The organism is Actinomadura sp. ATCC 39365 (assembly GCF_054392275.1).
In genome coordinates, this window is record NZ_CP184335.1 from 11,014,602 (window position 1) to 11,039,164 (window position 24,563).

The 24,563-nt window shown below is 70.6% G+C and carries 26 protein-coding genes; 15 read left to right on the top strand and 11 right to left on the bottom strand.

Features of this window, described 5'->3' with window-relative positions; translation table 11 throughout:
* Window positions 1-180: 180 nt before the first annotated feature.
* On the top strand, window positions 181-1,572 hold the full coding sequence (locus tag ACNF49_RS52550; RefSeq protein WP_357969799.1) for a peptide ligase PGM1-related protein: 1,392 nt from the start codon (window positions 181-183) through the stop codon (window positions 1,570-1,572).
* Here ACNF49_RS52550 and ACNF49_RS52555 read toward each other — a convergent pair.
* Complete coding sequence (locus ACNF49_RS52555; RefSeq protein WP_357969796.1) at window positions 1,544-1,774, bottom strand: SCO4848 family membrane protein; 231 nt, start codon at window positions 1,772-1,774, stop codon at window positions 1,544-1,546. The genes ACNF49_RS52550 and ACNF49_RS52555 overlap by 29 nt on opposite strands.
* Before the next feature lie 198 nt (window positions 1,775-1,972).
* Between ACNF49_RS52555 and ACNF49_RS52560 the strand changes: the two genes are divergently transcribed.
* Window positions 1,973-2,959 carry a D-alanyl-D-alanine carboxypeptidase family protein gene (locus ACNF49_RS52560; protein ID WP_498703731.1) on the top strand — a complete coding sequence of 329 codons (987 nt, stop codon included), beginning with the start codon at window positions 1,973-1,975 and terminating at the stop codon, window positions 2,957-2,959.
* A 25-nt stretch (window positions 2,960-2,984) separates the two neighbouring features.
* On the opposite strand, the gene ACNF49_RS52565 is transcribed toward ACNF49_RS52560, so the two are convergent.
* A complete protein-coding gene (locus tag ACNF49_RS52565; RefSeq protein ID WP_482945700.1) occupies window positions 2,985-3,995 on the bottom strand; it encodes a YihY/virulence factor BrkB family protein in 1,011 nt (336 codons plus the stop codon).
* Between the two features lie 31 nt (window positions 3,996-4,026).
* Window positions 4,027-5,304 (bottom strand): amidohydrolase family protein, encoded by a 1,278-nt coding sequence (locus ACNF49_RS52570; RefSeq protein WP_482942338.1) that lies wholly within the window; start codon window positions 5,302-5,304, stop codon window positions 4,027-4,029.
* 61 nt (window positions 5,305-5,365) lie between these two features.
* Between ACNF49_RS52570 and ACNF49_RS52575 the strand changes: the two genes are divergently transcribed.
* Window positions 5,366-5,872: a MarR family winged helix-turn-helix transcriptional regulator gene (locus tag ACNF49_RS52575; protein WP_357969786.1), complete on the top strand. Its 507-nt coding sequence runs from the start codon at window positions 5,366-5,368 to the stop codon at window positions 5,870-5,872.
* A 59-nt stretch (window positions 5,873-5,931) separates the two neighbouring features.
* Here the strand turns inward: ACNF49_RS52575 and ACNF49_RS52580 are convergent, their stop codons facing one another.
* The gene (locus ACNF49_RS52580; RefSeq protein WP_357969783.1) at window positions 5,932-6,795 is read right to left on the bottom strand and encodes a haloalkane dehalogenase; all 864 of its coding nucleotides are present in this window, start codon (window positions 6,793-6,795) and stop codon (window positions 5,932-5,934) included.
* Window positions 6,796-6,887: 92 nt separating this feature from the next.
* On the opposite strand from ACNF49_RS52580, the gene ACNF49_RS52585 reads away from it, so the two are divergent.
* From ACNF49_RS52585 to ACNF49_RS52600, 4 genes are all read left to right on the top strand, one after another.
* Window positions 6,888-7,361, top strand: a complete 474-nt coding sequence (locus tag ACNF49_RS52585) for a MarR family winged helix-turn-helix transcriptional regulator (protein ID WP_357969781.1) — start codon at window positions 6,888-6,890, stop codon at window positions 7,359-7,361.
* Between the two features lie 134 nt (window positions 7,362-7,495).
* Complete coding sequence (locus tag ACNF49_RS52590; RefSeq protein ID WP_482942339.1) at window positions 7,496-8,062, top strand: helix-turn-helix domain-containing protein; 567 nt, start codon at window positions 7,496-7,498, stop codon at window positions 8,060-8,062.
* Entirely contained in the window at window positions 7,996-8,682 is a 687-nt protein-coding gene (locus tag ACNF49_RS52595) for a hypothetical protein (RefSeq protein ID WP_482942340.1), read from the top strand. The genes ACNF49_RS52590 and ACNF49_RS52595 overlap by 67 nt, the downstream gene beginning before the upstream one ends.
* Window positions 8,683-8,777: 95 nt before the next feature.
* The gene (locus tag ACNF49_RS52600; protein ID WP_358282364.1) at window positions 8,778-8,978 is read left to right on the top strand and encodes a hypothetical protein; all 201 of its coding nucleotides are present in this window, start codon (window positions 8,778-8,780) and stop codon (window positions 8,976-8,978) included.
* A gap of 40 nt (window positions 8,979-9,018) precedes the next feature.
* Here the strand turns inward: ACNF49_RS52600 and trpS are convergent, their stop codons facing one another.
* Together trpS and ACNF49_RS52610 are read right to left on the bottom strand one after the other, a co-directional pair.
* Complete coding sequence (trpS, locus tag ACNF49_RS52605; protein WP_352362044.1) at window positions 9,019-10,023, bottom strand: tryptophan--tRNA ligase; 1,005 nt, start codon at window positions 10,021-10,023, stop codon at window positions 9,019-9,021.
* Window positions 10,024-10,037: 14 nt separating this feature from the next.
* Entirely contained in the window at window positions 10,038-11,351 is a 1,314-nt protein-coding gene (locus ACNF49_RS52610) for a hemolysin family protein (protein WP_357969775.1), read from the bottom strand.
* Window positions 11,352-11,437: 86 nt separating this feature from the next.
* Between ACNF49_RS52610 and galE the strand changes: the two genes are divergently transcribed.
* Together galE and ACNF49_RS52620 are read left to right on the top strand one after the other, a co-directional pair.
* Entirely contained in the window at window positions 11,438-12,388 is a 951-nt protein-coding gene (gene galE, locus ACNF49_RS52615) for a UDP-glucose 4-epimerase GalE (RefSeq protein WP_357969772.1), read from the top strand.
* Between the two features lie 219 nt (window positions 12,389-12,607).
* Window positions 12,608-13,840: an MFS transporter gene (locus tag ACNF49_RS52620; protein ID WP_482942341.1), complete on the top strand. Its 1,233-nt coding sequence runs from the start codon at window positions 12,608-12,610 to the stop codon at window positions 13,838-13,840.
* 34 nt (window positions 13,841-13,874) lie between these two features.
* On the opposite strand, the gene ACNF49_RS52625 is transcribed toward ACNF49_RS52620, so the two are convergent.
* The 4 genes from ACNF49_RS52625 to ACNF49_RS52640 form a co-directional block, all read right to left on the bottom strand.
* Window positions 13,875-14,849, bottom strand: coding sequence for a malate dehydrogenase (locus tag ACNF49_RS52625; protein ID WP_357994661.1), 975 nt, complete (start codon window positions 14,847-14,849; stop codon window positions 13,875-13,877).
* A gap of 55 nt (window positions 14,850-14,904) precedes the next feature.
* The gene (locus tag ACNF49_RS52630) at window positions 14,905-17,022 is read right to left on the bottom strand and encodes a serine/threonine-protein kinase (protein WP_482942342.1); all 2,118 of its coding nucleotides are present in this window, start codon (window positions 17,020-17,022) and stop codon (window positions 14,905-14,907) included.
* Window positions 17,023-17,480: 458 nt separating this feature from the next.
* Window positions 17,481-18,509 (bottom strand): polysaccharide deacetylase family protein, encoded by a 1,029-nt coding sequence (locus tag ACNF49_RS52635; RefSeq protein ID WP_357969761.1) that lies wholly within the window; start codon window positions 18,507-18,509, stop codon window positions 17,481-17,483.
* 108 nt (window positions 18,510-18,617) lie between these two features.
* On the bottom strand, window positions 18,618-19,115 hold the full coding sequence (locus ACNF49_RS52640; protein ID WP_357969758.1) for an SgcJ/EcaC family oxidoreductase: 498 nt from the start codon (window positions 19,113-19,115) through the stop codon (window positions 18,618-18,620).
* Between the two features lie 65 nt (window positions 19,116-19,180).
* Between ACNF49_RS52640 and ACNF49_RS52645 the strand changes: the two genes are divergently transcribed.
* Window positions 19,181-19,639 carry a MarR family winged helix-turn-helix transcriptional regulator gene (locus ACNF49_RS52645; RefSeq protein WP_482942343.1) on the top strand — a complete coding sequence of 153 codons (459 nt, stop codon included), beginning with the start codon at window positions 19,181-19,183 and terminating at the stop codon, window positions 19,637-19,639.
* Between the two features lie 102 nt (window positions 19,640-19,741).
* Window positions 19,742-20,257 (top strand): pyridoxamine 5'-phosphate oxidase family protein, encoded by a 516-nt coding sequence (locus ACNF49_RS52650; protein ID WP_357969754.1) that lies wholly within the window; start codon window positions 19,742-19,744, stop codon window positions 20,255-20,257.
* 26 nt (window positions 20,258-20,283) lie between these two features.
* On the opposite strand, the gene lysA is transcribed toward ACNF49_RS52650, so the two are convergent.
* Window positions 20,284-21,519, bottom strand: coding sequence for a diaminopimelate decarboxylase (gene lysA, locus ACNF49_RS52655; RefSeq protein ID WP_357969751.1), 1,236 nt, complete (start codon window positions 21,517-21,519; stop codon window positions 20,284-20,286).
* Between the two features lie 122 nt (window positions 21,520-21,641).
* Here lysA and ACNF49_RS52660 point away from each other — a divergent pair, with 122 nt between their 5' ends.
* From ACNF49_RS52660 to ACNF49_RS52675, 4 genes are read left to right on the top strand one after another with little or no spacing between them, the layout of a single operon-like run.
* Window positions 21,642-22,511 carry an ABC transporter substrate-binding protein gene (locus ACNF49_RS52660; RefSeq protein WP_357969750.1) on the top strand — a complete coding sequence of 290 codons (870 nt, stop codon included), beginning with the start codon at window positions 21,642-21,644 and terminating at the stop codon, window positions 22,509-22,511.
* Window positions 22,508-23,338 carry an amino acid ABC transporter permease gene (locus ACNF49_RS52665; protein ID WP_357969747.1) on the top strand — a complete coding sequence of 277 codons (831 nt, stop codon included), beginning with the start codon at window positions 22,508-22,510 and terminating at the stop codon, window positions 23,336-23,338. Before ACNF49_RS52660 ends, ACNF49_RS52665 begins: the two co-directional genes overlap by 4 nt.
* Before the next feature lies 1 nt (window position 23,339).
* Window positions 23,340-24,092, top strand: coding sequence for an amino acid ABC transporter ATP-binding protein (locus ACNF49_RS52670; RefSeq protein WP_482945701.1), 753 nt, complete (start codon window positions 23,340-23,342; stop codon window positions 24,090-24,092).
* Between the two features lie 31 nt (window positions 24,093-24,123).
* Window positions 24,124-24,561, top strand: a complete 438-nt coding sequence (locus tag ACNF49_RS52675; protein WP_482942344.1) for an amidohydrolase family protein — start codon at window positions 24,124-24,126, stop codon at window positions 24,559-24,561.
* The last annotated feature ends 2 nt before the right edge of the window (window positions 24,562-24,563 follow it).

Consider the following 24,563-nt stretch of genomic DNA (forward strand, 5'->3'; position numbering starts at 1 on the left):
TGGTCACGTTCCGCACATGTCCACCTGATCAGGAAAATAGTCACAAGGGATCATTAGATGGTGACCCGATGTCGCCACTTCCAAACGTGCTCACCGATTTCGAATCCTGTCACCTTCTGTCATGTTCATGACACTTTGGCGCTTGCTGCATTTGTGAAGAATGCGTGTTTCACTCGCTATATGATCACTAATATCCCGTTCGGGGAGAAGTATGCCGGGTTGAGCATCTTCGAGCCGAGCGAGGGGACCCTGGTGGTCGTACCCTCGCTCTCCCTGCCGCAGGACGAGCTGCGCCGCATCACGGCAGCCCGATCGTACGAGGAGCGCCTGCTCTTCCTCCTCCTGACGCTCCGGGAACCCGGGGTCAAGGTGATCTACCTCTCCTCCGCTCCGATCGATCCCGACATCATCGACTACTACCTCGGCTTCCTCCCCGACCCGGACGACGCCGCCAAGCGCCTGGAGCTCATCAGTCTCGACGAGCCCTGGTCGCAACCCCTCACCCGGACGCTGCTGCGCCGACCCGACGTCCTCGACCGGTTACGGTCGGCGATCGACGCCGACACCTGGCTGGTGCCGTTCGTCCTCAGCGAGACCGAGGAGGAGCTGGCCGCGTCACTCAACGTCCCCATCTACGGCCCCGCCACCGCGCTGGCCTACTACGGCTCCAAGAGCGGCGCCCGCGAGGTCGGGCACGAGGCCGGCGTGCCCATGGCCCGCGGTTTCGGCGACGTGCACAGCATCATCGCGATCGACGAGGCCATCGACTCGCTGCCCGGCGAACGGGTGATCGTCAAGCTCAACGACGGCTACTCGGGCCTGGGCAACGCCATCGTCAGCAAGGCCGACCGCTCGCTGACCCGATTTTCGGCGGCCGGGGAGACCTGGACGAGCTTCACGACGAAGATCAGGGAACGCGGCGCGGTGGTGGAGGAGTTCATCGAACATCGCCCGCTCTACTACCCGAGCGCCCTGGCCCGAATCACGCCCGGCGGGCACGCGGCCGTGCTGGCCACGCACGACCAGGTGCTCGGCGGCCCCAACAACGACGTCTACCAGGGCTGCACGTTCCCCGCCGCCCCGGAGTACCGGCACGAGGTGGGCGAGTCTGCCGGGCGCATCGCCGCCATCCTGGCCGAGCGGGGCGTGGTCGGCCTGTTCGGCATGGACTTCTTCGCACTCAAGGCCGACGCCGGGTACGCCGCGCTGCTGTGCGAGATCAACCTGCGGATCGGCGGCACGACGCACCCGTACGGCGCGGTGGTGCTGACGACCGGGGCCAGGTACGACCCGGCCACCGGCCTCCTCATGGCCGGGGACCAGCCGAAGTACTACACCGCGACCGACAACTGCTCCTCCTCCTGCCTGCGTGGCCGCACGCCGGGCGAAGTCATGCGCACCGCCCGGCGGCTCGGGATCGGCTTCGACGCCGACCGGCGCACGGGCAACGTCTTCCACCTGCTCGGCGCCATCCCCGAGTACGGGAAGCTGGGCTTCACCTCCATCGGCGACTCCCGCGAGGAGGCCGACGAGCTGCACGCGCTCACCCGCCGCCTTCTTTGCGACGCCTGATCCCCGCCTCCCGCAGACCGCGCCACCCGATCACCGCCAGCACCGCACCGAGGATCACGTTGACCCCGATCAGGATCCCGTGCACGACGTAGAAGCCGGTGGGATGTCCGTCGGCCAAGTTAAACCCCAGGTTGATCCACTCGACGATCATGAACACGCCGAGGATGACGAGGAAACCGGCGATCTTTGGTGACATGGTCATCTCTCCAGTATCGAAGGCGGATCATCTGGGGAATGTGTCGCCACATGGGCATTCACACGGAGCTACGCTGAGACCGCCATGTGGACGAAATTTGTGCCGGTTACGGCACTTCTCGCCGCGGTCACGCTCACGAGCGGGACCGCATCCGCCGCCCCGACGACACCCGTCGGCGGTGACGCGCTGGGAAGCCGTGGGCTGGTGCAACCCCAAGGCGTCAAGGCGCCCCCCAAGAGCAAGGCTACTTCCTACGTCATCGCGGACGTGGAGACGGGTCAGGTGCTCGCCGCGAAGGACGCGCACGGCCGCTACCTGCCGGCGAGCACGCTCAAGACGCTCACGGCGCTCACGCTGCTGCCGAAGCTCGACAAGAACCGCAAGGTCCGGCCGAGCCAGAACGCCTGCAACCAGGAGGGCACGGCGGTCGGGCTGACGCCGAAGATGACGTACAAGGTCGACGACCTGTTCCGGGCGCTGATGATGTCCTCCGGAAACGACGCGGCCATGGCCCTGGCCGAGACGAACGGCGGCGTGGCCCAGACCATGCGCGACATGAACGCCGAGGCCAAGCGGCTGCAGGCGTACGACACGGTGGCCAAGACGCCGAGCGGCCTGGACAAACCCGGGCAGAGCAGCTCGGCGTACGACTTGGCGCTCATCGCCCGTGCCGGCCTCGCCAACCCTGATTTCCGGCGATATATCAGTACAAAGACTGCGAAGTTTCCGGCGCCCAAGGACTACTACGAGATCAGCAACCACAACAAGCTGCTCTGGCGCTACCAGGGCATGATCGGCGTCAAGAACGGCTGGACGTCCAAGGCACAGGGCAGCTTCGTCGGCGCGGCCACCCGCGGCGGCCACACGATCCTCGTCACGATCATGCGGCACGAGGGCTACTTCTGGGACGAGGTGGCCAAGCTGCTCGACTGGGGCTTCACGGTCAGGGGCAAGGCGACCCCCGTCGGGCAGCTCGTCGAGCCGGTGCCCGAGCAGGTGCGGGCCACGCCGCAGGCGCCGGTGTCGAAGGTGACGCCGGCCGCCCAGCCGCCGCTGCTGGACACGGCGGCCTCCAAGCAGACCGACTCCACCCGGACGGTCGGCTCGGCCGTCATCGGCGGCGGCCTGCTGTTCGGGCTGGTCTGGCTCGGCTTCGGCATCCGCCGCAAGCGCAACAGGTCCCGCCTCTGACGACGGAGGGCGCGTCAGGGCCGGGTCAGGGCTCCGAGGTCGGGTGCGGGGTCGTGCCCTTGCACTCGGGGCCGGGCGTCGGGCCCGGGTCGGCCGCCGGCACCTCCAGCGGATCGCCGAGCGACGGGATCGGCGACGGGGACGGCGGCGGGCACAACCCCGTGGTGGACGTCCACGCGGCGGCGAGCAGCACGAGCCTGGCCGAGAAGTTCATCCACACCAGCAGCCCCACGATGGCGGCGAACGCGCCGTAGACGGGGTTGCCGAGCGTGGTGCTGAGCAGCAGGCTCGCCACCTGCTTGAGCAGCCCGAACCCGATCGCGCCGAGCAGCGCGCCCCTGACGATGACCTTGAACGGCTCGGCCGGCTTGGCGACCCAGCCGAGCAGGATCACGAACAGCACCCAGTCGGCCACGACGCTCGCCACCACCACGAAGATCCGGAACGCCTCGGTGCTGAGCAGCGAGTTGTCGCCGAAGACGTGGTCGAGCACCTTGTCCGTGACCGTGGTCGCGGCCCCGGACACCAGCGTGGAGGCGACCAGTGTCGCCCCGAGCAGGATGACCGAGACCAGGTCGCGCAGTTTGCCCAGGAAGTAGTTCGGGGCCGGCACGGTGGTCATCGACATCTCGCGCAGCGCCGCGCGCAGCGCGTCCATCGCGCCGAGCCCGGCGTACAGGAGGCCGAGGAGGCCGATGATGCCCGCCGTCGTCCTGGCGCCGGCGATCTGCTCCAGGTTGAGGTCGGTCGCCATGCCGGGCAGCCGTTCGGTGATGGCGGTCTCCAGCGCCTCCCTGGTCGCGCTGCTGGCGTCGAGGGTGTAGCCGAGCACCGCGTACCCGAGCGCGAGCAGCGGGAAGAAGGACAGGAAGGAGAAGTAGGTGACCGAGCCGGCCAGCCGGTCGCCTCCCTGGAGCTGGTAGCGGCGCACGGCCCTGACCAGGTGGTCGATCCACAGCCTGCGGACCCGCCAGTGGTCGAGCGTCGTCCGGCCCCAGGCGCGCAGCGACACGATCCGCTCGTTCAGACTCGCCATCACGCCCTCACCCCCCGCCGGAGGCGAACGATCACCTCGTCACGGCGTCGGCCGATTCTGCCAGTGACGCGAGGACCGCCGCCAGATCCTGGTGGAGCATCTGCCCATCTCGCTTGACGACACGCCCGCCGACCAGCACCGTTTCCACGACGCTCGGGTCGGCGTTGAGCACGACGGCGCCGATCGGGTCGTGCGCCGCCGCCATGCCGAGGGTGTCCGTACGCAGCAGTTGCAGGTCGGCCTGCTTGCCCGGCCGCAACGAGCCGACGACGTCGCCCAGCCCCACCACCTCGGCCCCCTCGACGGTGGCCATGCGCAGCACGTCGCGGGTGGTGAAGCCCATGCCTCCGCCGTCCGGCCTGCCGCGCTCCAGCAGGTACGCCGCCCGCATCAGGCTGAACATGTCGCCCGGCGCGCAGCTCACCGTGTCGATGCCGAGACCGGTCGGCGCGCCCGCCGCCCTGGCCCGCCCGCTGACCGGGTAGCCGAGGCCGAGCGTCATCTCGTCGACCGGCGAGACCGACACGTTGCCCCCGCTGCCGGCGACGCGCTTGAGGTCGTCGTCGGTGTAGCTGTTGGCGTGCACGTACGTGGTCCGCGGCCCGAGCAGGCCGTTCGCCTCCAGGAACGCCAGGCCGCGGGCGGCGCTGGCCGGGCCGCCGACGCCCATGTGCACGGTGACCGGCAGGTCGAGCTCGCGGGCCAGCCGCCATTCGGCCAGCGCGTGCTCCTCGTCCACGATCTCCGGCCCGAGCGCGGCGACGACCATGGTGACCAGGCCGCCGCCGGCGCCGAAGTGCTCCTCGTGCACCCGCAGGCCCTCGCGGACGAGCCCGCCCGGCTCGCCCCCGTGGCACCAGCCGAGCACGGCCCTGATCCCCGACTCGCGCAGCGCCCGCACGGTGGCCTCGGTGTGGGCGGGCGAGAGCTGGATGTGCGACCAGTCGAGCAGCGTGGTGATGCCGGTGTCGAGGCATTCCAGCGCGCCGGCGAGGTTGCCCGCGTGGACGTCGGCCGGGCGGTGGGCCGGGGCCAGCTCGCCGAGCACGCGGCTCAGGTAGCCGTCGAAGGCGACGTCGGGGGCGACCGCCCTGATGCCGGCCTGCCAGGTGTGCCGGTGGGTGTCGACGAACCCGGGCAGCACGATCCGCCCGGTCGCGTCGATCACCTCGGCGCCCGGGACGTCGGGCAGCCCGGGGCCCACCTCGGCGAGCACGCCGTCCTCGACGCGCACGTCCACCTGGCCGAGCACCACGGGCTCGGGCTCGGTGTCGATCACGGTGCCGTTCTTGATCAGCAAGGTTGTCATGACTAAAAGCTTAATCAGAAGCTTTTCAGAAAGCAATCTCGCAATGGGTATCCTCGATGGCGTGAAACCGGATGAGATCGACGCGATGGTGCCGCGCTGGGTGGAGTCCGGACTGCCGTCGTCGCTGATCGCCGGTCTGGAGCTGAGCAAGCGCCTGTCCCGGCTGCACCTGGTCTTCGAGCAGGCGATCAAGGCGGAGCTGGCCGAGCTGGGGCTGACCTACGCCGAGTTCGACGTGCTGGCCGCGCTCGCCCGTACGCCGGCGCCGCATCGGATGAAGCCGAGCGAGCTGTCCAAGGCGCTGCTGCTCACCTCCGGGGGCACCAGCAACGTGCTCCAGCGCCTGACGGCGGCGGGCTACGTCGAGCGGGAGGCCAACGCGGGCGACGCGCGCAGCCGGTGGGTGCAGCTCACGGCCGAGGGGCACCGGGTGGCCCTGGCGGCCCTCGACGCCTCCTCGCGAGCGCACGAGGAGGTGCTGGCCGGGGTGCCGGAGCAGGACGTCAGAGCCGCCGCCGACGCCCTGCGCGAGGTGCTCACCCTCGTCGGCCGCCGCCGCTTCCGCTAGCCCGCCGCCCCCAGGCCCGCCGGGCCTCCGCCAGCCCGCCGCACCCGGGCCCGCCTCCGCTAGCCCGCGCGCAGGGCGTGGCGGTCGGCCCAGGAGCGGATCGACGCCGCGATGGCCTCCGGCTGGTCCTCCGGGGCGTGGTGACCCGCCGGGCCCAGGTGCTCGATCTCCAGGGCCGAGATGTTGCGGGCGCACCAGTCGAGCACCTCGCCCTGGATCAGCAGGGTCGGCGAGGAGTCGAAGGTGAGCAGCAGCTTGGGCACCTCGTCGCTGTTCGCCAGCCACTTGTCGTAGCGCTCGACGGCCTCGGCCACGTCGGCCGGGTCGCCGTCGAGCGGGATCGAGCGCGCCCACTGCAGCAGCGGCCGACGGCTCTCCCTGGTCGCGTACGCCTCCAGGTACGGCCGCAGCTCCTCCTCGCCCAGCGGGTTCAGCACCCCGCCCGTGTACGCCGTCCGCACCAGGAAGTCGTCGTCGAGCACCAGCCGCTCCCCCGCCTCGCTCCTGATCAGCTCGCTGCGGGCACGCGGCCCCTCGCCCAGCTCGCTCCAGCTCATCGGCCGCACGATGGTCTCGAAGAAGGCCACCCCGCGCACCCGGTCCGGATGCCGTGCCGCCCAGTCGAAGGCCAGCGCGCCGCCCCAGTCGTGGCCGACCAGCACGGCGTCCTCAAGGCCGAGCTCGTCGAACCAGGCGTCGAGGTAACGGGCATGGTCGGTGAAGCGGTAGGCCAGGTCGGGCCGTCCCGAGCGGCCCATGCCGATCAGGTCGGGCGCGAGCAACCGGCCGGGCCCGCCCACCCCGGGCAGCACGTTGCGCCACAGGTGGGAGGAGTTGGGGTTGCCGTGCAGGAAGACGATCGGCACACCCTCCCCCCGGTCCTCGTAGTACATGGTCGAGTCCAGCACCTCGGCAACAGGCATGACACGCCTCTTTCGTTCGTCGCACTAACGTTTATGACACTAACGAACGTACATCGTTAGTGCCACTAACGCAACGGGGTACGATCACCGGCATGAGCCACGACATGTCCGACGCCGCCGACCAGGCCGCCCCCACCCGCCTGCGCGGCCTGCCGAGCCGGCTGCTGGCCCACGTCGCGATGCAGGCCGACCGGCTGGTCAGCGACCGGCTCGCGGGCGCCGACGCGCGCAAGTGGCACTACGCGGTGCTCGTCGCGCTGCGCGAGTCCGGCCCGGCCAGCCAGGCCGAGCTGAGCCGGCTCACCGGCATCTACCGCAGCGACATGGTCGCGCTGCTCAACGAGCTGGCCGGGCGCGGCCTCGTCGAGCGGGCACCCGACCCCGCCGACCGCAGGCGCAACGTCATCTCCATGACCGAGCGCGGCCGCGACCGGCTCACCCGGCTCGACGGGCTGGTGGACGACGTCCAGGACGAGCTGCTGGCGCCCCTGACCGGCCCCGAGCGCGACCAGCTCGTCGGGCTGCTCGGACGGCTGCGCGACCACCACTCCCGATCAGCCCAATAGTGGGCAAAGACTGGTAAAAGCCAAGGCGTGGGAGCTTGCCGACATACCTCCTGACCAGGGGGAACGCATGGCAGGGCCGCTCCCGTGACCCTAGCCTGTGCTGTGTCGGGACCGAGCCAGGAGGCGTCACGCCCATGACCGAAATCAGCACCGGGCAGATGGTGCGACTCCAGCGCGAACGAAGGGGCATGAGCACGACCGCGCTGGCGACCCAGTCCGGCTGCACCACCCGGCACATCGAACTGATCGAACACGGGAAACGCACCCCCTCGCTGCCCCTTCTGCGCGAGATCGCCAAGGTCCTCGGCGTACGGACCGCCGTGCTCCTGGGCGAGACCCCCCGCGACTCCCACGAGCCCAGCAGGCCGCAGATCCGCGACATCGAGCGCGCCCTGTTCGCCTGCCGCACGGAGCCCGACCTCGAACCGCCCGACGCCGAGCAGCTGACCGAACGCGTGGCGGCGGCGCGCAACGCCTGGTTCACCTCGGCCCGCCGGTACTCGATCCTGATGTCCGCGCTGCCCTCGCTGGTCTCCGACGCCGAGAGCCTGGTGGCCGAGCGCACCCCCGCGGCCTACCGGACGGCGACGGACGCGTACATGCTGGCCAGGGGGTGCTCAAGCACCTGCAACGGGTGGATCTCGCGCACCTGGCCGCCGACCGGGCCATGCGCTACGCCGAGGAGTCGGCCGACCCGCTGATGCTCGCCTGGGCCCACTGGAACCTCGGCCAGTCGATGCTCTCCGACGACATGCACCAGATCGCCCACGACGTGGCCCGGCGCGGCATCGAGATCCTCGAACCCCATGTGGCCGACGGCGACGTACGGCACATCAAGGCCCTCGGCGCGCTGCACCTGCTGGCCGCCATCAGCGCGGCCAGGGGCGGCGACGACGAGCAGGCCAGGGAGACCGTGCGCGGCACCGCCGCCCGGCTCGCCGACCGCGCCGACGACCACTCCGACGCCTACGACCTGGCCTTCTTCGGTCCCACCAACGTCGCCATCCACATGGCCAGCATCGAGAACGACACCGGCCACCCCGAGGCCGTGCTGCGGCTGGCCGACGACATCGACATCCGCAGGACCCCGTCCATCGAACGGCGCACCACGCACCTGTGCCACGTCGCCCGCGCCTGCGAAGACCTGGGCGACGACGCCGCCAGCCTGGTCTACCTGCTGCGGATCGAGCGCGAGAGCCCCGAGGAGCTCGACCACAAGCTGCTGCTGCGGGAGATGGTCCGCTCGCTGGTGCGCCGCGCGCGGCCGTCGTGGGCGCCGGAGGTGCGCTTCCTCGCCGAACGCCACAACATCGACGTGTGAGGCCGGCCACCGAACTCTGAGTTCGCTCCGGCCGAACGGGGAGATCTGTCGCCGCGGTTCGTCACCGAGAGGGGCCGGAGTGGCACTGTGCGTCCATGACCACAACGCCGAGTGCCGACGTCGTCATGGAACGCCTGCTGGAGGAGGCCATGCGCGAGTTCCCCGGCTGGGCGTTCAGCCGCGGACGATCGGGATGGACCGCCGTGTCGGGCGGTGTGCGGCTGACCGGCCGGAGCCTGGCCGCGCTCCGCGCCCGCCTGCGCGTACGCCCCCTCGACCAGCGCGCACGCCTGTGACGACCGGAGGAAGGGCGGCAGGCCCGCCGCCCTTCCCGCGTCACACCTTGGGCAGGAAGCCCACCCGGTCGCGGACCTCGGCCATCGTCCGCCGGGCCACGGCGGCGGCGCGCTCGGCGCCGACGGCCAGCAGCCGGTCGAGCTCGACCTCGTCGGCCAGCAGCTTCTCCGTGCGCTCCCGGATCGGCGTGAACGTCTCCACGACCGCCTCGGCGACGTCCTTCTTGAACGTGCCGTAGCCCTGGCCCTCGTAGCGGGCGACCAGGTCGGGGATGGGCGTGCCGGTCAGCGCCGACTGGATGCGCAGCAGGTTGGAGATGCCCGGCTTGTTCTCCTCGTCGAACAGCACCTCCGAGCCCGTGTCGGTCACCGCGCGCATGACCTTCTTGCGCAGCGGCCCCGGCTGCTCCAGCACGTCGAGGATGCCCGCCGGGCTGGAGGACGACTTCGACATCTTCGCCGTCGGGTCCTGGAGGTCGGTGATCTTCTCGACCTCCTTGAGGATGTACGGGTCGGGCAGCGTGAACGTGTCGCCGAAGCGGTGGTTGAAGCGCTGGCCCAGGTCGCGGGTGAGCTCCAGGTGCTGCTTCTGGTCGGCCCCCACCGGGACGGCGTTGGCCTGGTAGAGCAGGATGTCGGCGGCCTGCAGGATCGGGTAGGTGAACAGCCCGACGCTGGCCGCGCTCTCGCCGAACTTGGCCGACTTGTCCTTGAACTGCGTCATCCGGGCAGCCTCGCCCATGCCGGTGAGGCAGATCAGGATCCAGGCGAGCTCGGTGTGCTCACGCACGTGCGACTGCACGAAGACGGTCGAGCGCTCGGCGTCGAGGCCGGCGGCGAAGAGCTGCGCGGCGGCCACCCGGCTGCGCCTGCGCAGGGCCGCGGGCTCGGTCGGCACGGTGATCGCGTGCAGATCGACCACGCAGTAGAAGGCGTCGTGGGTCTCCTGCATGGTGACCCACTGACGGACCGCACCCAGGTAGTTGCCCAGGTGGAATGAGTCCGCGGTGGGCTGGATGCCGGAGAGAACACGAGGTCTGGCCATAGCTGGCAATTGTGTCAGGAATCCTGGTCGGGCGGCGACTCGGCGGCGGCCCGGCGTTTCACCCTCACCCGCGCGATCCGGCGCCCGTCCAGCTCGGTGACGGTCAGCTCGAAGCCCTGGATCTCCACCTGCTCGCCGGCGGCGGGCAGGTGCCCCAGCATGGCCATGACGAACCCGCCCAGCGTCTCGTACGGGCCGTCGGGCAGCCGTACGCCGGTCTCGGTGGCGAAGTCGTTGAGGTTGGTCAGGCCGTCGATCTCGATCTCGCCGGCGGGCAGGACGACGACGTCCTCCTCGACGTCGTACTCGTCCCTGATGTCGCCGATCAGCTCCTCGACCAGGTCCTCCATGGTGACGATGCCGGCGGTGCCGCCGTACTCGTCGACCACGATGGCCAGGTGCTGGCCCTCGTCGCGCATCTCGTTCAGGGTGCTCAGCAGGCGCTTGGAGGCGGGCACGAACTTGGCCGGCCGGATCGGCACGACCGCGCTGATGGGCTCGGTACGCCCGATCAGCTCGGGGTCGAGCAGGTCGCGCACGTGCACGAAACCGATGACCTCGTCGTATGAGTCGCGGTAGACGGGGAAGCGGGAGTGCGGGAGCGTGGCGGCCAGGTTCGCGGCCTCGGCCAGCGGCGTCTCGGCGTCCATGAACTCGACCTCGGTGCGGGGCAGCATGACCTCGCGGAGCTGGCGCTTGCCGGCGGCGAACACCTCGGCGATGAGCTTGCGCTCGTCGGCGGTGAGCTCGGTGTGCCCGACGACCATGTCGCGCAGCTCCTCGGTGGTGACCTCCTCCCGGTCGGCCTCCGGGTTCCCGCCGAGCAGCCGGACGACCAGGTCGGTCGACTTCGACAACATCCAGATGATCGGGCGCGACAGGGCGGCGATCCGGTCGAGGAAGGGCGCGACGAACAGCGACAGCCCCTCGGTGCGCTGCAGGGCCAGCCGCTTGGGGGCCAGCTCGCCGAGCACCAGGGAGACGTACGAGATGGCCAGCGTCACCAGCACGAGCCCGAGCACGGGCGCGACCGCGTGCGGCACCCCCCAGCGTTCGAGCACCGGGACGAGCTCCATCCCGAGCCGGTCGGCGCCGAAGGCGGCCGAGAGCATCGTGGCGACGGTCACCCCGATCTGCACCGCCGACAGGAAACGGTTGGGGTCGCGGGCGAGCTTGGCCACGCGCTCACCCCTCCGGCCCCGCTCGGCGAGCTTGCGGACCTGGCTCTCGCGCAGGGAGACCATCGCGATCTCCGCGCCCGCGAAGAACCCGCCGACCAGGATGAAGATCAGGACCAGGGCGATGTTCGCCGCGAGGGTGTCAAACATGGTGGTTGGCAGCGTACTCGGCGGGTTTCCCGCGTATGCTGAACGGCAAGCCGTACAAAATCAAACATATGTAAACAGGAGTACACATGAGGCTGTTGGTCACCGGAGGCGCCGGGTACGTCGGCAGCGTCGTCGCCGCGCAGCTCGTCGAGGCGGGGCACGAGGTGACCGTGCTCGACGACCTGTCCACCGGCCACGAGGACGCGGTGCCCGAGGGCGCCCGGTTCGTGCGCGAGTCGATCACGAACGCCCACGACGCGCTCGACGGCATGGACGCCGTGCTGCACTTCGCGGCCAAGTCCCTGGTGGGCGAGTCGGTGGAGAAGCCGGGCCTGTACTGGGCCAGTAACCTCGGCGGCACGCTGGCCCTGCTCGACGCGATGCGCGACAAGGGCGTGCGCCGGATCGTCTTCTCCTCGACGGCGGCCACGTACGGCGAGCCGGAGCGCTCCCCCATCGAGGAGGACGACCCGACGCGCCCGACCAACCCCTACGGCGCCTCCAAGCTGGCCGTGGACACCGCCCTGAGCGCCTACGCGGGCATCCGCGGGCTCGGCGCGGTGAGCCTGCGTTACTTCAACGTGGCCGGCGCCTACGGCCGCTTCCGCGAGCGCCACACGGTCGAGACCCACCTCATCCCGAACGTGCTCAAGGTCGCCACCGGCGAGCGCGACTCGGTGAGCGTCTTCGGCACCGACTACCCCACCGCCGACGGCACCTGCGTGCGCGACTACGTCCACGTCGGCGACCTGGCGCGGGCGCACCTGCTGGCGCTGGAGGCGGTCGCCGAGGGCGAGCACAAGATCTACAACCTGGGCAGCGGCACCGGGTTCAGCGTTCAGGAGGTGATCTCGGTCTGCCGCGAGGTCACCGGTCACGAGATCCCGGTCGTCGTGGGCGACCGGCGGCCCGGCGACCCGGCCGTCCTGGTGGCCTCGTCCGCGCGGATCCAGCGCGACCTGGGGTGGAAGGCGGAGCGGGCGGCGCTGCGCGACATCGTCTCCGACGCGTGGACGGCACTTTCCGGGAACGCCTGATGTAGGCGGCGTTTGTATGCTGTGATACCCAAATGTGAGGAGCTTTTCACCAAGGGTCACGAAGCTGCTCTTTGGTGCCCTCATCCTGCTGGGCAGCCTCGCCGCGGCGGCAGGCGTGCTCTACGCGACCGCCCAGCCCGCGCCGGCCGCCCAGCCCGTCCCCTCCTGTCCGGGGGCGGACGAAAAGGACGTTTCCCGGCACCAGTAGCCTGTTCCGCCGTGTCACTCCTCCCCGAGAGCGGGCCCGTGCGCGCGCTCACGTACGCCACACTCCTGCGTTCCCTCGGCCGCGGCCTGTTCGTCACGGTGAGCGTGCTGTTCTTCAAGCTGTCGGTCGGCCTGTCGGACGGCGAGATCGGGCTGGGGATGACGATCGCCGCGGCCGTCGGGCTCGCCGCCGGGCTGCCCGCCGGGCGGCTGTCCGACCTGGCCGGGCCGCGCGGGGTGCAGATCGCCTTCTCCGCCGCGGGCGGGCTGCTGGTGCCGGTGTACGCGCTGGTGTCGGGGTTCGCCGGGTTCGTCGTGGTGGCCACCCTGGTGACGTTCGCCGAGGCCGGCGAGGGCACCGCGCGGGCGGCGCTGGTCGGGGGCGCGGTGCCGGCGGCCGACCGGGTGCGGGTGCGCGCGTACCTGCGGGCCGTGACCAACGTCGGCTGGTCGGTCGGCGGGCTCGGGGCGGGCGCGGCGCTGCACTTCGACAGCCGTCCCGTGTACCTGGGGATGATCTTCGGGTGCGCGCTCTGCTACCTCGGCAGCGCGGCGCTGACGTTCCGCGTGCCGCCCGTCGCGCCGGTCCTGCGCAAGGCGGGCGAGCCGGTCTGGATCGTGCTGCGCGACCGGCCGTACGCGGTGCTGGCGCTGCTCAACGCGGTACTGTTCATGCAGAACGGGCTGCTCACCATCGCGATCCCGCTCTGGGTGGCCGGCCGGACCGCGGCGCCCACGTGGACGGTGGCAGCCGTCGCCATGATCAACACCGTCACCGTCACGCTGCTGCAGGTGCGGCTCAGCCGCGGCACCGACGACGCGGCCGGCGCGGCCCGCGCCCAGCGCCGCTCGGGCGTGTTCCTGCTGCTGGCGTGCGTGTTGCTGGCCCTGGCCGCCGGACAACCGGCCTGGGTGGCGGTGGTCGCCCTGTTCGGCGGCGCGCTGCTGCACGTCTTCGGTGAGCTGCTGCAGGCCGCCGGCTCGTGGGGGTTGTCGTACGAGCTGGCCCCGTCGCACGCGATCGGCCAGTACCAGGGCCTGTACGGGATGAGCCAGCAGGTGTCCAACATCGTCGTGCCCGCCGTCATGACCACGGTCATCGTGGGCTGGGGGCTGCCGGGCTGGCTGCTGTTCGGCGGGGTCTTCCTGGCCGCCGGGCTCGCCGTGCCGCCGGTGACCCGCTGGGCCGAGCGCACCCGCGCGGCCGCGCTCCCCCTCACGACGACGGACGCGCGCCCCCGCTGAGCCGGGGACGCGCGCCCGGGGTGTCGCGCCTGGTTCAGATGAGGCCGAGCTCGCGGACGGCGTCGCGCTCCTCGGTCAGCTCGCGCACGCTGGCGTCGATGCGCTCGCGGGAGAACGAGTCGATCTCCAGGCCCTGGATGATCTCGTACCGGCCGTTGACCGAACGCACCGGGAAGGACGAGATGAGCCCCTCGGGCACGCCGTACGAGCCGTCGGAGACGACGGCGGCCGAGGTCCACTCGGTGCCGTTGACCCAGTCGTGGACGTGGTCGATCGCGGCGTTGGCGGCCGAGGCGGCCGAGGAGGCGCCACGGGCCTCGATGATGGCGGCTCCGCGCTTGGCGACCGTCGGGATGAACGTCTCGCGCAGCCACTCGCCCTCGACCTGCTCGGCCGCGATCTTGCCGCCGACCTCGGCGTGGAACAGGTCGGGGTACTGGGTGGCGGAGTGGTTGCCCCAGATGGTCATCTTCTTGATCTCGGTGACCGGGACCTGGAGCTTGGCGGCGAGCTGGGACAGCGCGCGGTTGTGGTCGAGGCGGGTCATCGCGGTGAAACGCTCGGCCGGGACGTCGGGCGCGTTCTGCTGGGCGATGAGCGCGTTGGTGTTGGCGGGGTTGCCCACGACCAGGACGCGGATGTCGTCGGCGGCGTGCTCGTTGATCGCCTTGCCCTGGGGGCCGAAGATGCCGCCGTTGGCGCCGAGCAGGTCACCGCGCTCCATGCCGGCCTTGCGCGGCATGGCGCCGACCAGCAGGGCGACGTTGGCGCCGGCGAAGGCCACGTTGGCGTCGTCGGTGATCTCGATGCCGGACAGCAGCGGGAACGCGCAGTCGTCGAGCTCCATGGCGGTGCCCTCGGCCGCCTTCACCGCCTGAGGGATCTCCAGCAGGCTCAGCTTGACCGGGACGTCAGCGCCGAGCAGCTGTCCCGACGCGATGCGGAACAGCAGTGCGTAGCCGATCTGACCGGCGGCCCCGGTGACGGTTACCTTGACGGGCGTGGCCATGGCCTTCCCCTAACTCACTGGATGAATTCGTTGGACTTTCGGATGTTACCGCTCGTCATCCGCAGGGCTCCATCGCGGGCACCTTCAGCTCGGGCTGGAAGTCGACCTTGCCGAAGTGGCTGTTCAGGAGCTTCTTGATGGTGCCCGTGCGGTAGAGGTCGGCGATGACGCCCTTGACCGCGGTGCAGGTCTTGGCGTCGCCGTCGCGGACGCCGACCGCGTACCGCTCGTTGTCCAGCTTGGCACCGATGATCTTGTAGCGCATGTTCTCCCGGCTGGCGAACCCGGCCAGGATCAGGTCCTCGCCGGGCACCGCGTCGACCTTGCCGTTCCTGAGCAGGTCCATGCAGGCCGCGTAGTTGCCGGCGGTCACGGGCTCGACCTTCACCCTGTCCTGCACCTCGCCGACCGTCGGAGTGTCGAGCGCGCAGATCTTCTTGCCCTTGAGGTCGTCCAGCGAGTCGATGCCGGTGCCGGCGCGGACCAGCACGTCGCGGTGGGCCACGTAGTACGGCCCGGCGAACCTGGTCTCGCTCTTGTCCACCGAGTACGTGGCGACGACCAGGTCGACCCTGCCTTCGGCCAGCGCGGCCGCCCGGTCGTTCCGGCCGACCCGGGTGAACACCGTCTCCTCGGCCCCGAGCGCGGCGGCCACGAGCTTGGCCACCTCGACGTCGAACCCGCTGAAGTCGTCGCCGTTCTGCAGGCCGACGCCCGGCAGGTCGCCCTTGACGCCGACGATGATCTTTCCGGTCTGGGCGACCTTGTCCACCACCGAGGCGAACGTAGGGGGCCGCGAGTTCTTCTTCCCCGTCGTCGCGGGGGTCACGACCTCACCCTTGAACGCCAGCGGCGACCAGCCGTTCGCCATCGCCGCGACGGCCACGACCACCAGCATGACGAGCGCGGCGGCCAGCGCGAGCCACACCTTGAGCCGCCGCCGGCCGCCGGACGGCACGGGCTCGTCGACGGGCCTCGCCTCCACCGGCCCCTGGCCCTGGCCTGGGCCCTGGCCCTGGCCCTGGCCGGACTGCACCGTCTCCACACGCCCGGAGACACCGGTCCCGGTGCCGGTCGTGTGCGGAGTGCCGGTCGGATGCGGGGCGCCGGTCGTGTGCGGGGCGCCGGACCCGGTCGTGTGCGGGGTCCGGGTGCCGGTCGTGGCCGGGTGCGCGGCCCCGGTGCCGGTCGTGGCCGGGTGTGCGGTGGCGGGGCCGGACGGGGGCCGGGTGGGGTGGCCGGTGGCCTGCGTGGCGGGACGTTCGGTGATGGACGTGGCCGACACTCGCGTGAACGGCGTCGTGTCGTCGCCGGCCACCTGCACGCCCCTGGTGAGCACCGCCGTCGAGGCCCCGGCCGCCGTGCCGGTCTGCCCGAGCAGGCGCAGCAGGAGCTGGTCGGCCGAGGGACGCTCGTCGGGCGACTTGGCCAGCGCCGAACGCACCACCCCCCGCAGCGGCTCGTGCATCATCTCCACGTCGACCTCGTGGTTCAGGATGCGGTTGAGCACCACGGCGATCGACTTGCCCTCGAAGGCCGCCTTCCCGGTGGCGGCGAAGGCCATGGTCGCGCCCCAGGCGAACACGTCCGTGAAGGGCCCGATGTCGTCGCCGGCGATCTGCTCGGGCGCCATGTAGGCGGGCGTGCCGATCGCGCGGCTGGTGATCGTGCCGGTCGAGTCGATGATGCGGGCGATGCCGAAGTCGACCACGCGCGGCCCGTCGGCGGCGATGAGCACGTTGTCGGGCTTGAAGTCCCGGTGGACGATCGAGGCGTGGTGGATGGCGGTGAGCGCGGTGGCCGTGCCGATGGCCAGCCGGTCGAGCACGGTGCCGCTGAGCGGGCCGTCGGCCTCGACGATGTCGCGCAGCGCCCGCCCGTCGATGTACTCGCTCGCGATGTACGGCGTGTCGCCGTCGAGGTCGGCCTCCATCACCCGCGCGGTGCAGAACGAGGCCACCCGCTGCGCCGCCTTCAGCTCCCTGGCGAAGCGCGACCTGGCGATCGTGTCACCGCTGAACTTCACGTGCAGCAGCTTGATCGCGGCCCGCTCGCCCTGCTCGTTGACGCCCAGGTAGACGATCCCCTGGCCGCCCTCGCCGATCCGTCCGGACAGCCGGAACGATCCCAGCAGCGCTGGATCGCCGGCCACCAGCGGCGCGATCTGCGGCATTCGTCTTCCCCACGTTCACTGAACCCCAACCACGCAAACTTTACGACGCTCAGCAACTTCCCAGGGATCCGTTAACCGTTCGTGACTCACCGGTTTTTACACAAAGCCCGTACACAGCGTCCATTCGGACCCTGTAACAGTGGTCTTGACTGGTTGGTCGCAGGCATGTCGTCAGCGTCGAGGCCGAGCTGGTGCGGTGGACGAAGGACGGGAGCCGCGCGTGATCGTGGACGCCACGCGCGGCGCGGCCATCCGCCTCCCGGCCCGCGGGCAGGTCGCCGGATGGACGCCGGAAGGTCTCGTCATGAAGAGCGGCGAACCCTCCCGCCGCTCCCCGGGACACCTCAGGTCAGTGTGGTTCGCCGTCCACTCGCCCAAGGGGCGACCTGCTGCGCAGCTGCACCATGCCGGGCGACGTGGAAGCCCGCCGAGGTGAGCGTGGTGCTCGGGCGCGTCCGTCAGTAGGGCAGGCTCCAGGTGGTGAAGGACTTGCGCAGGTACGGGTTCTTGAACTTCGGGTACGCGACCGTGCTGACGTCACCGTCCGAGGTGTAGCGCATGTCCGGGTTGTTCTTCAGCCAGTCGAGCCAGGCCGCCGAGCAGAACTGCGAGCAGTCGCCCTTCTTCTCCATGACCCGGATGCGCGGGATGCCGCCCGGGTCGAACGCCTTGCTGAACGGCGACGGCGCGGGCGTGTAACCGGCCAGGAACGCGCCGGCGTGGTTGTAGAGCTTGCCGTGCAGCGCCCACTCCTTCTTGCGCGGCTGGTTGCCGTACGGCAGGGCGATGGAGTTGGGCTTGACCTTGGTCAGGTCGTCGATCTGCTTGGCGATGCCGCCGATCTGGTCCTCCACCTCCTTCTCCGAGCGTCCGTGCAGGTTGACGTGGTCACGGGTGTGGTTGCCGATGTCGAAGCCGTTGTCCTTGAGCCAGCCCAGCGTCTGGGCCTGCTCCTCGCGCACGGTCTTGCCGAACATGTCGCGGGTGACGTAGAAGGTGGCGGCCGGCCGGAAGCCCGGGTGCTTGGCGGCCACCTCGCGCAGGATCGCCACGGCGGTGTCCGGCTGCGGGACGCCCATCTCGTTCAGGGTGAGCTGCGAGGGCGAGGAGTCGTCGAACGTCAGGACCACGGGATGCTTGCCCGCCGGGACGTTGATCTTCCCGGTCACCATCTCCGACGCGCTGATCGGGACGTAGTCCTCCTTGACCAGCCGTTCGAGGTCCGAGCGGAACTGCTGCGGCGTCCTGTCGTCGGTGGTGGCCGGGTTCTTGATGACCCGGTGGAACATCAGCACCGGGATCTGGCCCAGCTCGTTCGCCTTCACCTTGCGCGCAACCGCGATCTTGGCCGCCTTGCTCTGCTTCAGCCTGGCCGCGGCCTCGGCCTTGCTGTCGGTGATCTTGGCAGTGTCGGGCGGCGAGTCGCACCCGGTCAGGACGACGGCGGCCGCGAGCAGCCCCGCTCCTGTCAAAATACCCAGTCGCATCCGAACCCCCCGAGACGCGTACGACTGTTACAGGTTGGGCCTTACCCAGATGATCAACTGCGCCACGCCGCGACCTCGTCAAGGAAGGGTCAGGGATTACGAAAAGCGTCATCCCCTGCCGAGGCCGAACCGGCGGGCGACCCGGGCCATCAGCTGCGACATCCTGGACGGGAACGAGCCCGGCTCGGGAACGGTGACCGGCCGGACCCGGCCGTTGTGGATGGCGCCGATGCGCCAGCCCTCGCCCGTCCGCACCACGACGACGGTCTGCCGGGACAACCGCCGCCTGGGCAGCGTGGACCGCCAGGGCATCAGGACGGAGGCCGTGCCGTGCACGACCGCCACGTCGGGGGTGAGGAAGCGCACCGACTCCAGGTCGCCGACGAGCGCCGATCCGGCCAGGACGCCGCGGAAGAGCTTGTCGTGGTTGAGCTCGTGCGCGCGGCGGCCGCGGGCGATCGTGCCGTCGTAGGAGACGTAGTCGGAGTCGTCGGTGAACAGGGCGCCGAACGCGCGGGCGTCCCCGGCGGTCCAGGCCGCCATGAAGTCGGCGAAGAGGCGCTGGATCTCGGCGGTGTCGGGCGAGGTGAGGGTGGTCGAGCGCATGGCGGTGCCTCCCGAGTGATATCGTCATTTCGACTAACGAAAAGTACGATACCAGAAAGGTTCGAATGTCGAAACGTGCCGTCATCGGAGAGATCGCCATGGAGCTCCGGCAGCTGCAGCAGAGCTTCGACGCCTTCGACGAGGCCGCCGCGGCCCGGCTCCGCCTCAACCGCACCGACCTGCGCTGCCTCGACGTCGTCCTGGCCGAGGGCCCGGTCGCCGCGGGCGCGCTCAGCCTCGCGCTCAAGCTCAGCCCGGCGGCCGTCACCACCGTCATCGACCGGCTGGAACGCGCGGGCATGGTGGCCCGCGCGCCCGATCCGGGCAACCGCCGCCGCGTCCTGGTCACCGCCACCGACGCGGCCCGCGCCGCCGAGGCCGAGATCTTCGCCCCGGTCGGCCAGGCGGGCGCGCGGGCGCTGGAGGGCTACGGGCCGGACGAGCTGGCGGTGATCCTCGCCTTCCTGCGCACCGCCCGCAGGGTCCAGGAGGAACAGGCGGCCCGCGTCAGAGATTCGTCCTGAGTTCCGGAAAACACGACACAGGGTGTCGGGTTTCCGGTCGAGCATGGTCCCACCGGCCGGCGCCGATCGCGGGCCGGTACGCACGTACAGACAAGGACCTCAATGCGCGAAACCCCGCAGGAGCTCGAAGAGCTCCAGGCGCTCCTCGACGCCTCGCTCTCCCGCTCCACCTCGCACCTGCGCTCGATCGTCACCGAGCGCACCATGAACGCCGAGCAGCTCACCGGGATCCTGACCGGCATGCGCGTCCTCGCCCTGTCCACGGTGACGGCGAAGGGCGAGCCGCGGATCAGCGGCGCCGACGGCCACTTCCTGCACGGCAAGTGGCACTTCGGCACGGCGCGCGGCGCCGCCAAGGCGCGCCACCTCGCCGCCCGCCCGGCGGCCAGCGTCGCCCACATGCGCGGGGAGGACCTGGGCGTGTTCACCCACGGCAGGGTGGAGGTCCTCAACCCGCAGGACGGCGAGCCGGCCGCCGACTGGCCGGCCCTGCTCGCCTACTTCAAGGACTTCTACGGCGCGGACGCCTTCGACTGGGAGCACGACGTGGTCTACTTCCGGCTGCACCCGAGCTGGATGACCGTCTACGCCCCCGACCTGGGCAAGCTCACGTCCTGACCGCCGGCGCGGCTTCGCGGCCGCGTCTACAGGTAGAGCCGCAGCAGGTCCTCCTCGCTCTCGCGGCGGACGACGACCCGCGCCTCCCCGTCGCGCACCGCGACGACCGGCGGCCTGGGCACGTGGTTGTAGTTGCTGGCCATCGAGCGCTGGTAGGCGCCCGACACCGGTACGGCGAGCAGGTCGCCGGGCCGCACGTCGCCGGGCAGCGCGATGTCCCTGACCAGCACGTCCCCGCTCTCGCAGTGCTTGCCGACCACGGTGAACGCGCTCGTGGGGGCGTCGGAGGCGCGGTTGGCCAGGATGGCGGTGTAGGCGGCGCCGTACATGCCGGGGCGGGGGTTGTCGCTCATGCCGCCGTTCACGCTCACGTACCGGCCCTTGATCGTGCCGATCTCGTACAGGGCGACCGTGGACGGCCCGGCGATCGACCTGCCGGGCTCGACGGCCAGGTGCAGGCCCGCGGTCTCCTTCCTGAGCACGGCGAGCAGCTCGGCGGGGGTCGGCGGGGTGGGGTCGTCCGGCGTGTAGCCGATGCCGAGGCCGCCGCCCAGGTCGAGCCTGGTGACGCCGGTCTCGGCGGCGAAGGCGGCCATCCTGGCGGCGGCGGTGCCGAAGCCGTCCAGCTCGAAGATCTGCGAGCCGATGTGGGAGTGCAGGCCGTACAGCTCCAGCGCGGGCTCGGCGTTCACCTGCGCCACCGCGAGCGCGGCGGCGCCGGCGCTCAGCGAGAAGCCGAACTTGGAGTCCTCGCCGCCGGTGGCGATGAAGGCGTGGGTGTGCGGGTCCACGCCCGGCGTCACCCTGATCATCACCCGCTGCCGGACGCCCAGGGAGGCGGCGATCGCGGCGAGCCTGGCGATCTCGGTGAAGGAGTCGACGACCACGCAGCCGATGCCCCAGGCCACGGCCCGGCGCAGCTCGTCGGCCGACTTGTTGTTGCCGTGGAAGACGACCCGCTCCGGCGGCATCCCGCCGGCCATGGCCACGGCGAGCTCGCCGCCCGTGCAGACGTCGAGGGACAGGCCCAGCCGATCCAGCCAGCGCACCACCTCGGGGCAGAGGAACGCCTTGCCGCCGTAGTGCACGTCGCCGTCGGGCAGCGCGTCCAGCCAGGCGCGGGCGCGGGCGGTGAAGTCGGCCTCGTCCAGCACGTACGCGGGCGTGCCGTGCACCCGGGCCAGTTCGACCGCGCCGATCCCGCCGAGCCGCAGCTCCCCGTCGTGCCATGTGGCGGTCTGGGGCCAGATGTCCAAACTCATGAAGCGCGAGCGTAAACAACCGCGAGGGCACGGTGGGTCGAGCATCGACGGATTCGTTGCTGAGGGTCGCATGCCTTCACGAGGCTTGGTGCCGCCTGACGGCCTGGCCACGATGACATGCCATGCGAACACACCTGGTCATCGCCCTGGTGGCGGCCTGCGCTCTCGGCGCGGGATGCGGGAGGTCCACCTCGGGTACGGCGGCTGCCCCCACGCCGCCCTCCTCGACCGGCAAGAGCGCCAAGGACCTTGTCCCGGAATCCGTACGGAAGTCCGGCGAGCTCCGCATGGCGACCTCGGAAGGCTATCCCCCGATGGAGATGTACAAGCCGGGCACCCAGGAGATGACCGGCGTCGACGCCGACCTGGCCGTGGCGGTCGGAGAGCGGCTCGGGCTGAAGACCCGGATCATCAACGCCTCCTTCGACGGTCTCATCCCCGGCCTGCAGGGCGGCCGGTGGGACATCGCCATGGCCGCGCTCAGCGACCTCGAACAGCGCCGCAAGGCCGTCGACTTCGTCGACTACTTCAACGCCGGCGGCTCGATCATGGTCAAGAAGGGCAACCCCGAGGGCATCAAGACCCTCGAGGACCTGTGCGGCAAGAAGGTCGTCCTGGCCAAGGGCAGCTCCAACCTGGAGATCGGCAAGCGCCAGAACGAGAAGTGCGCCCAGAAGATGGAGATCATGCAGAGCGAGGACGCCCCCACCGGCCTGCTCACCATCGACTCCGGCCGTACCGTCGCCACGATCGTCGACTCCCCCGTGGCCGCCATGTACGCCAAGGAGACCGGCAAGTACGAGGTCCTGGCCGAGCAGTACGACGCCGGCCCCTGGGGCATCGCGATCGACAAGAAGCAGACCGGCCTGCGCGACGCCGTCGCCAAGGCGCTGCAGGAGCTGATCGACAGCGGCGAGTACGGCAAGATCCTGGAGAAGTACGGCACGACGGCCAACGCCGTGCCCAAGGTCACGATCAACACCGGCGCATGATGGAACTCCCGATCGAGGCGGTGAAGCCGCCCAGGCCCGGGCGGCTCGTCGCGGCGGTGGTCGCGGCGCTGGTGATGGCCTGGCTGGCCTACACCGTCATCGTCAACCCCAACCTCCACTGGGACGTGATCTCCGAGTTCCTGCTGGACGGCCGGGTGCTCGGCGGCCTGTGGATCACGATCGCGCTCACCGCGCTGTCCATGGTCATCGGCGTCGCCCTCGGTGTGGTCGCCGCCGTCATGCAGCTGTCGGACAGCCCGGTGCTGCGCGGCGCGGCCGGCCTCTACACCTGGTTCTTCCGGGGCACGCCGCTGCTGGTGCAGCTCATCTTCTGGTTCAACATCGGCCTGGTCTTCCCCGAGATCGGACTCGGCGTCCCGTTCGGCGGGCCGATGTTCCTCCAGTGGCCGGCCAACGAGCTGATCACGCCGTTCACGGCGGCGCTGCTCGGGCTGACCATCAACGAGGGCGCGTACATGGCCGAGATCGTCCGGGCGGGCATCCGTTCGGTGGATCCCGGGCAGCGGGAGGCGGCCGAGTCGCTGGGCATGTCGCACCGGCAGATCCTGCGCAGGGTCGTGCTGCCGCAGGCGATGCGGGTGATCATCCCGCCGACCGGCAACCAGTTCATCTCCATGCTGAAGACCACCTCGATGGTCTCGGTCATCTCCGGCGCGGAGCTGCTGACCGTCTCCCAGCGCATCTACCTGGACAACTTCGAGGTGATCGCGCTGCTGGTGGTCGCCTCCACCTGGTACCTGCTGCTCACCACCGTGGCCACCTTCGGCCAGCGCTCCCTGGAGAGGAGGTTCAGCCGTGGCCACTAGCATGGTGAAGATCGAATCGATCAGGAAACGCTTCGGCCAGCTCGAGGTGCTGAAGGGCGTCAGCCTCGACGTGCCGGCCGGCGCGGTGGTCTGCGTGGTGGGCCCGTCCGGGTCCGGCAAGTCGACGCTGTTGCGCTGCGTCAACCGGCTGGAGACGATCGACGCGGGCCGGGTGTGGGTCGACGGCGAGCTCATGGGCTTCAGCGAGCAGGGCGGCAAGCTGCACCTGCTGCGGCCCGACGAGCTGTGCCGCCAGCGTCAGGAGATCGGCATGGTCTTCCAGCGCTTCCACCTGTTCCCGCACATGACCGCGCTGGAGAACGTCATGGAGGGCCCGTGCACGGTCAAGCGCCTGTCGAAGGCGAAGGCGGCCGAGCGCGCGAGGACGCTGCTCGACCGGGTGGGGCTGGCCGACCGGGCCGGCCACTACCCCCGGCAGCTCTCGGGCGGCCAGCAGCAGCGGGTCGCGATCGCGCGCAGCCTGGCCATGGACCCCAAGCTCATGCTGTTCGACGAGCCGACCAGCGCGCTCGACCCCGAGCTGGTGCAGGAGGTGCTGCAGGTCATGCGCGACCTGGCGGCCAGCGGGATGACGATGATCGTGGTGACCCACGAGATGGGCTTCGCCAGAGAGGCGGGCGACCACCTGGTGTTCATCGACGACGGCGTGATCGTGGAGGAGGGGCCGCCCCGCGAGGTGCTGTCCTCGCCGCGTCACGAGCGCACCCGCGCCTTCCTCGGGCAGGTGCTGTGAACGGCTCGCTTCTCAGGGAGGGTTCGGCCGCGTGAGCCTCGACATGCTGATCAGCGGTGGCCTCGTGGCCGACGGGACGGGCGCGCCGCTGCGCCGGGCCGACGTCGGCGTCCGCGGTGACCGCCTCGTCCTGCTGCCCGGGGGCGGCCCGCCCGACGGCGGCGGGGGGCGGGTGATCGACGCCTCCGGGCTGGTGGTCGCGCCCGGGTTCATCGACGTCCACACCCACTCCGACGCGGTCACCCTGCTCGGGGAGGCGGGCCGGGAGCTGGCCGCCGCCCCCGTGCTCATGGGCGTCACCGTGGAGATCTGTGGCAACTGCGGGTCGAGCCTGTTCCCGGCGCTGCCCGAGCGGGTGCCGGCGCTGCGCCGGTCGAGCCGGGCCGGTTTCGGCGGCGACATCCCGATTTTTGAGGACTACGACGGGTTCGTGGCGGCGCACGAGCGGGCCCCCGTTCGAACCACCTGACC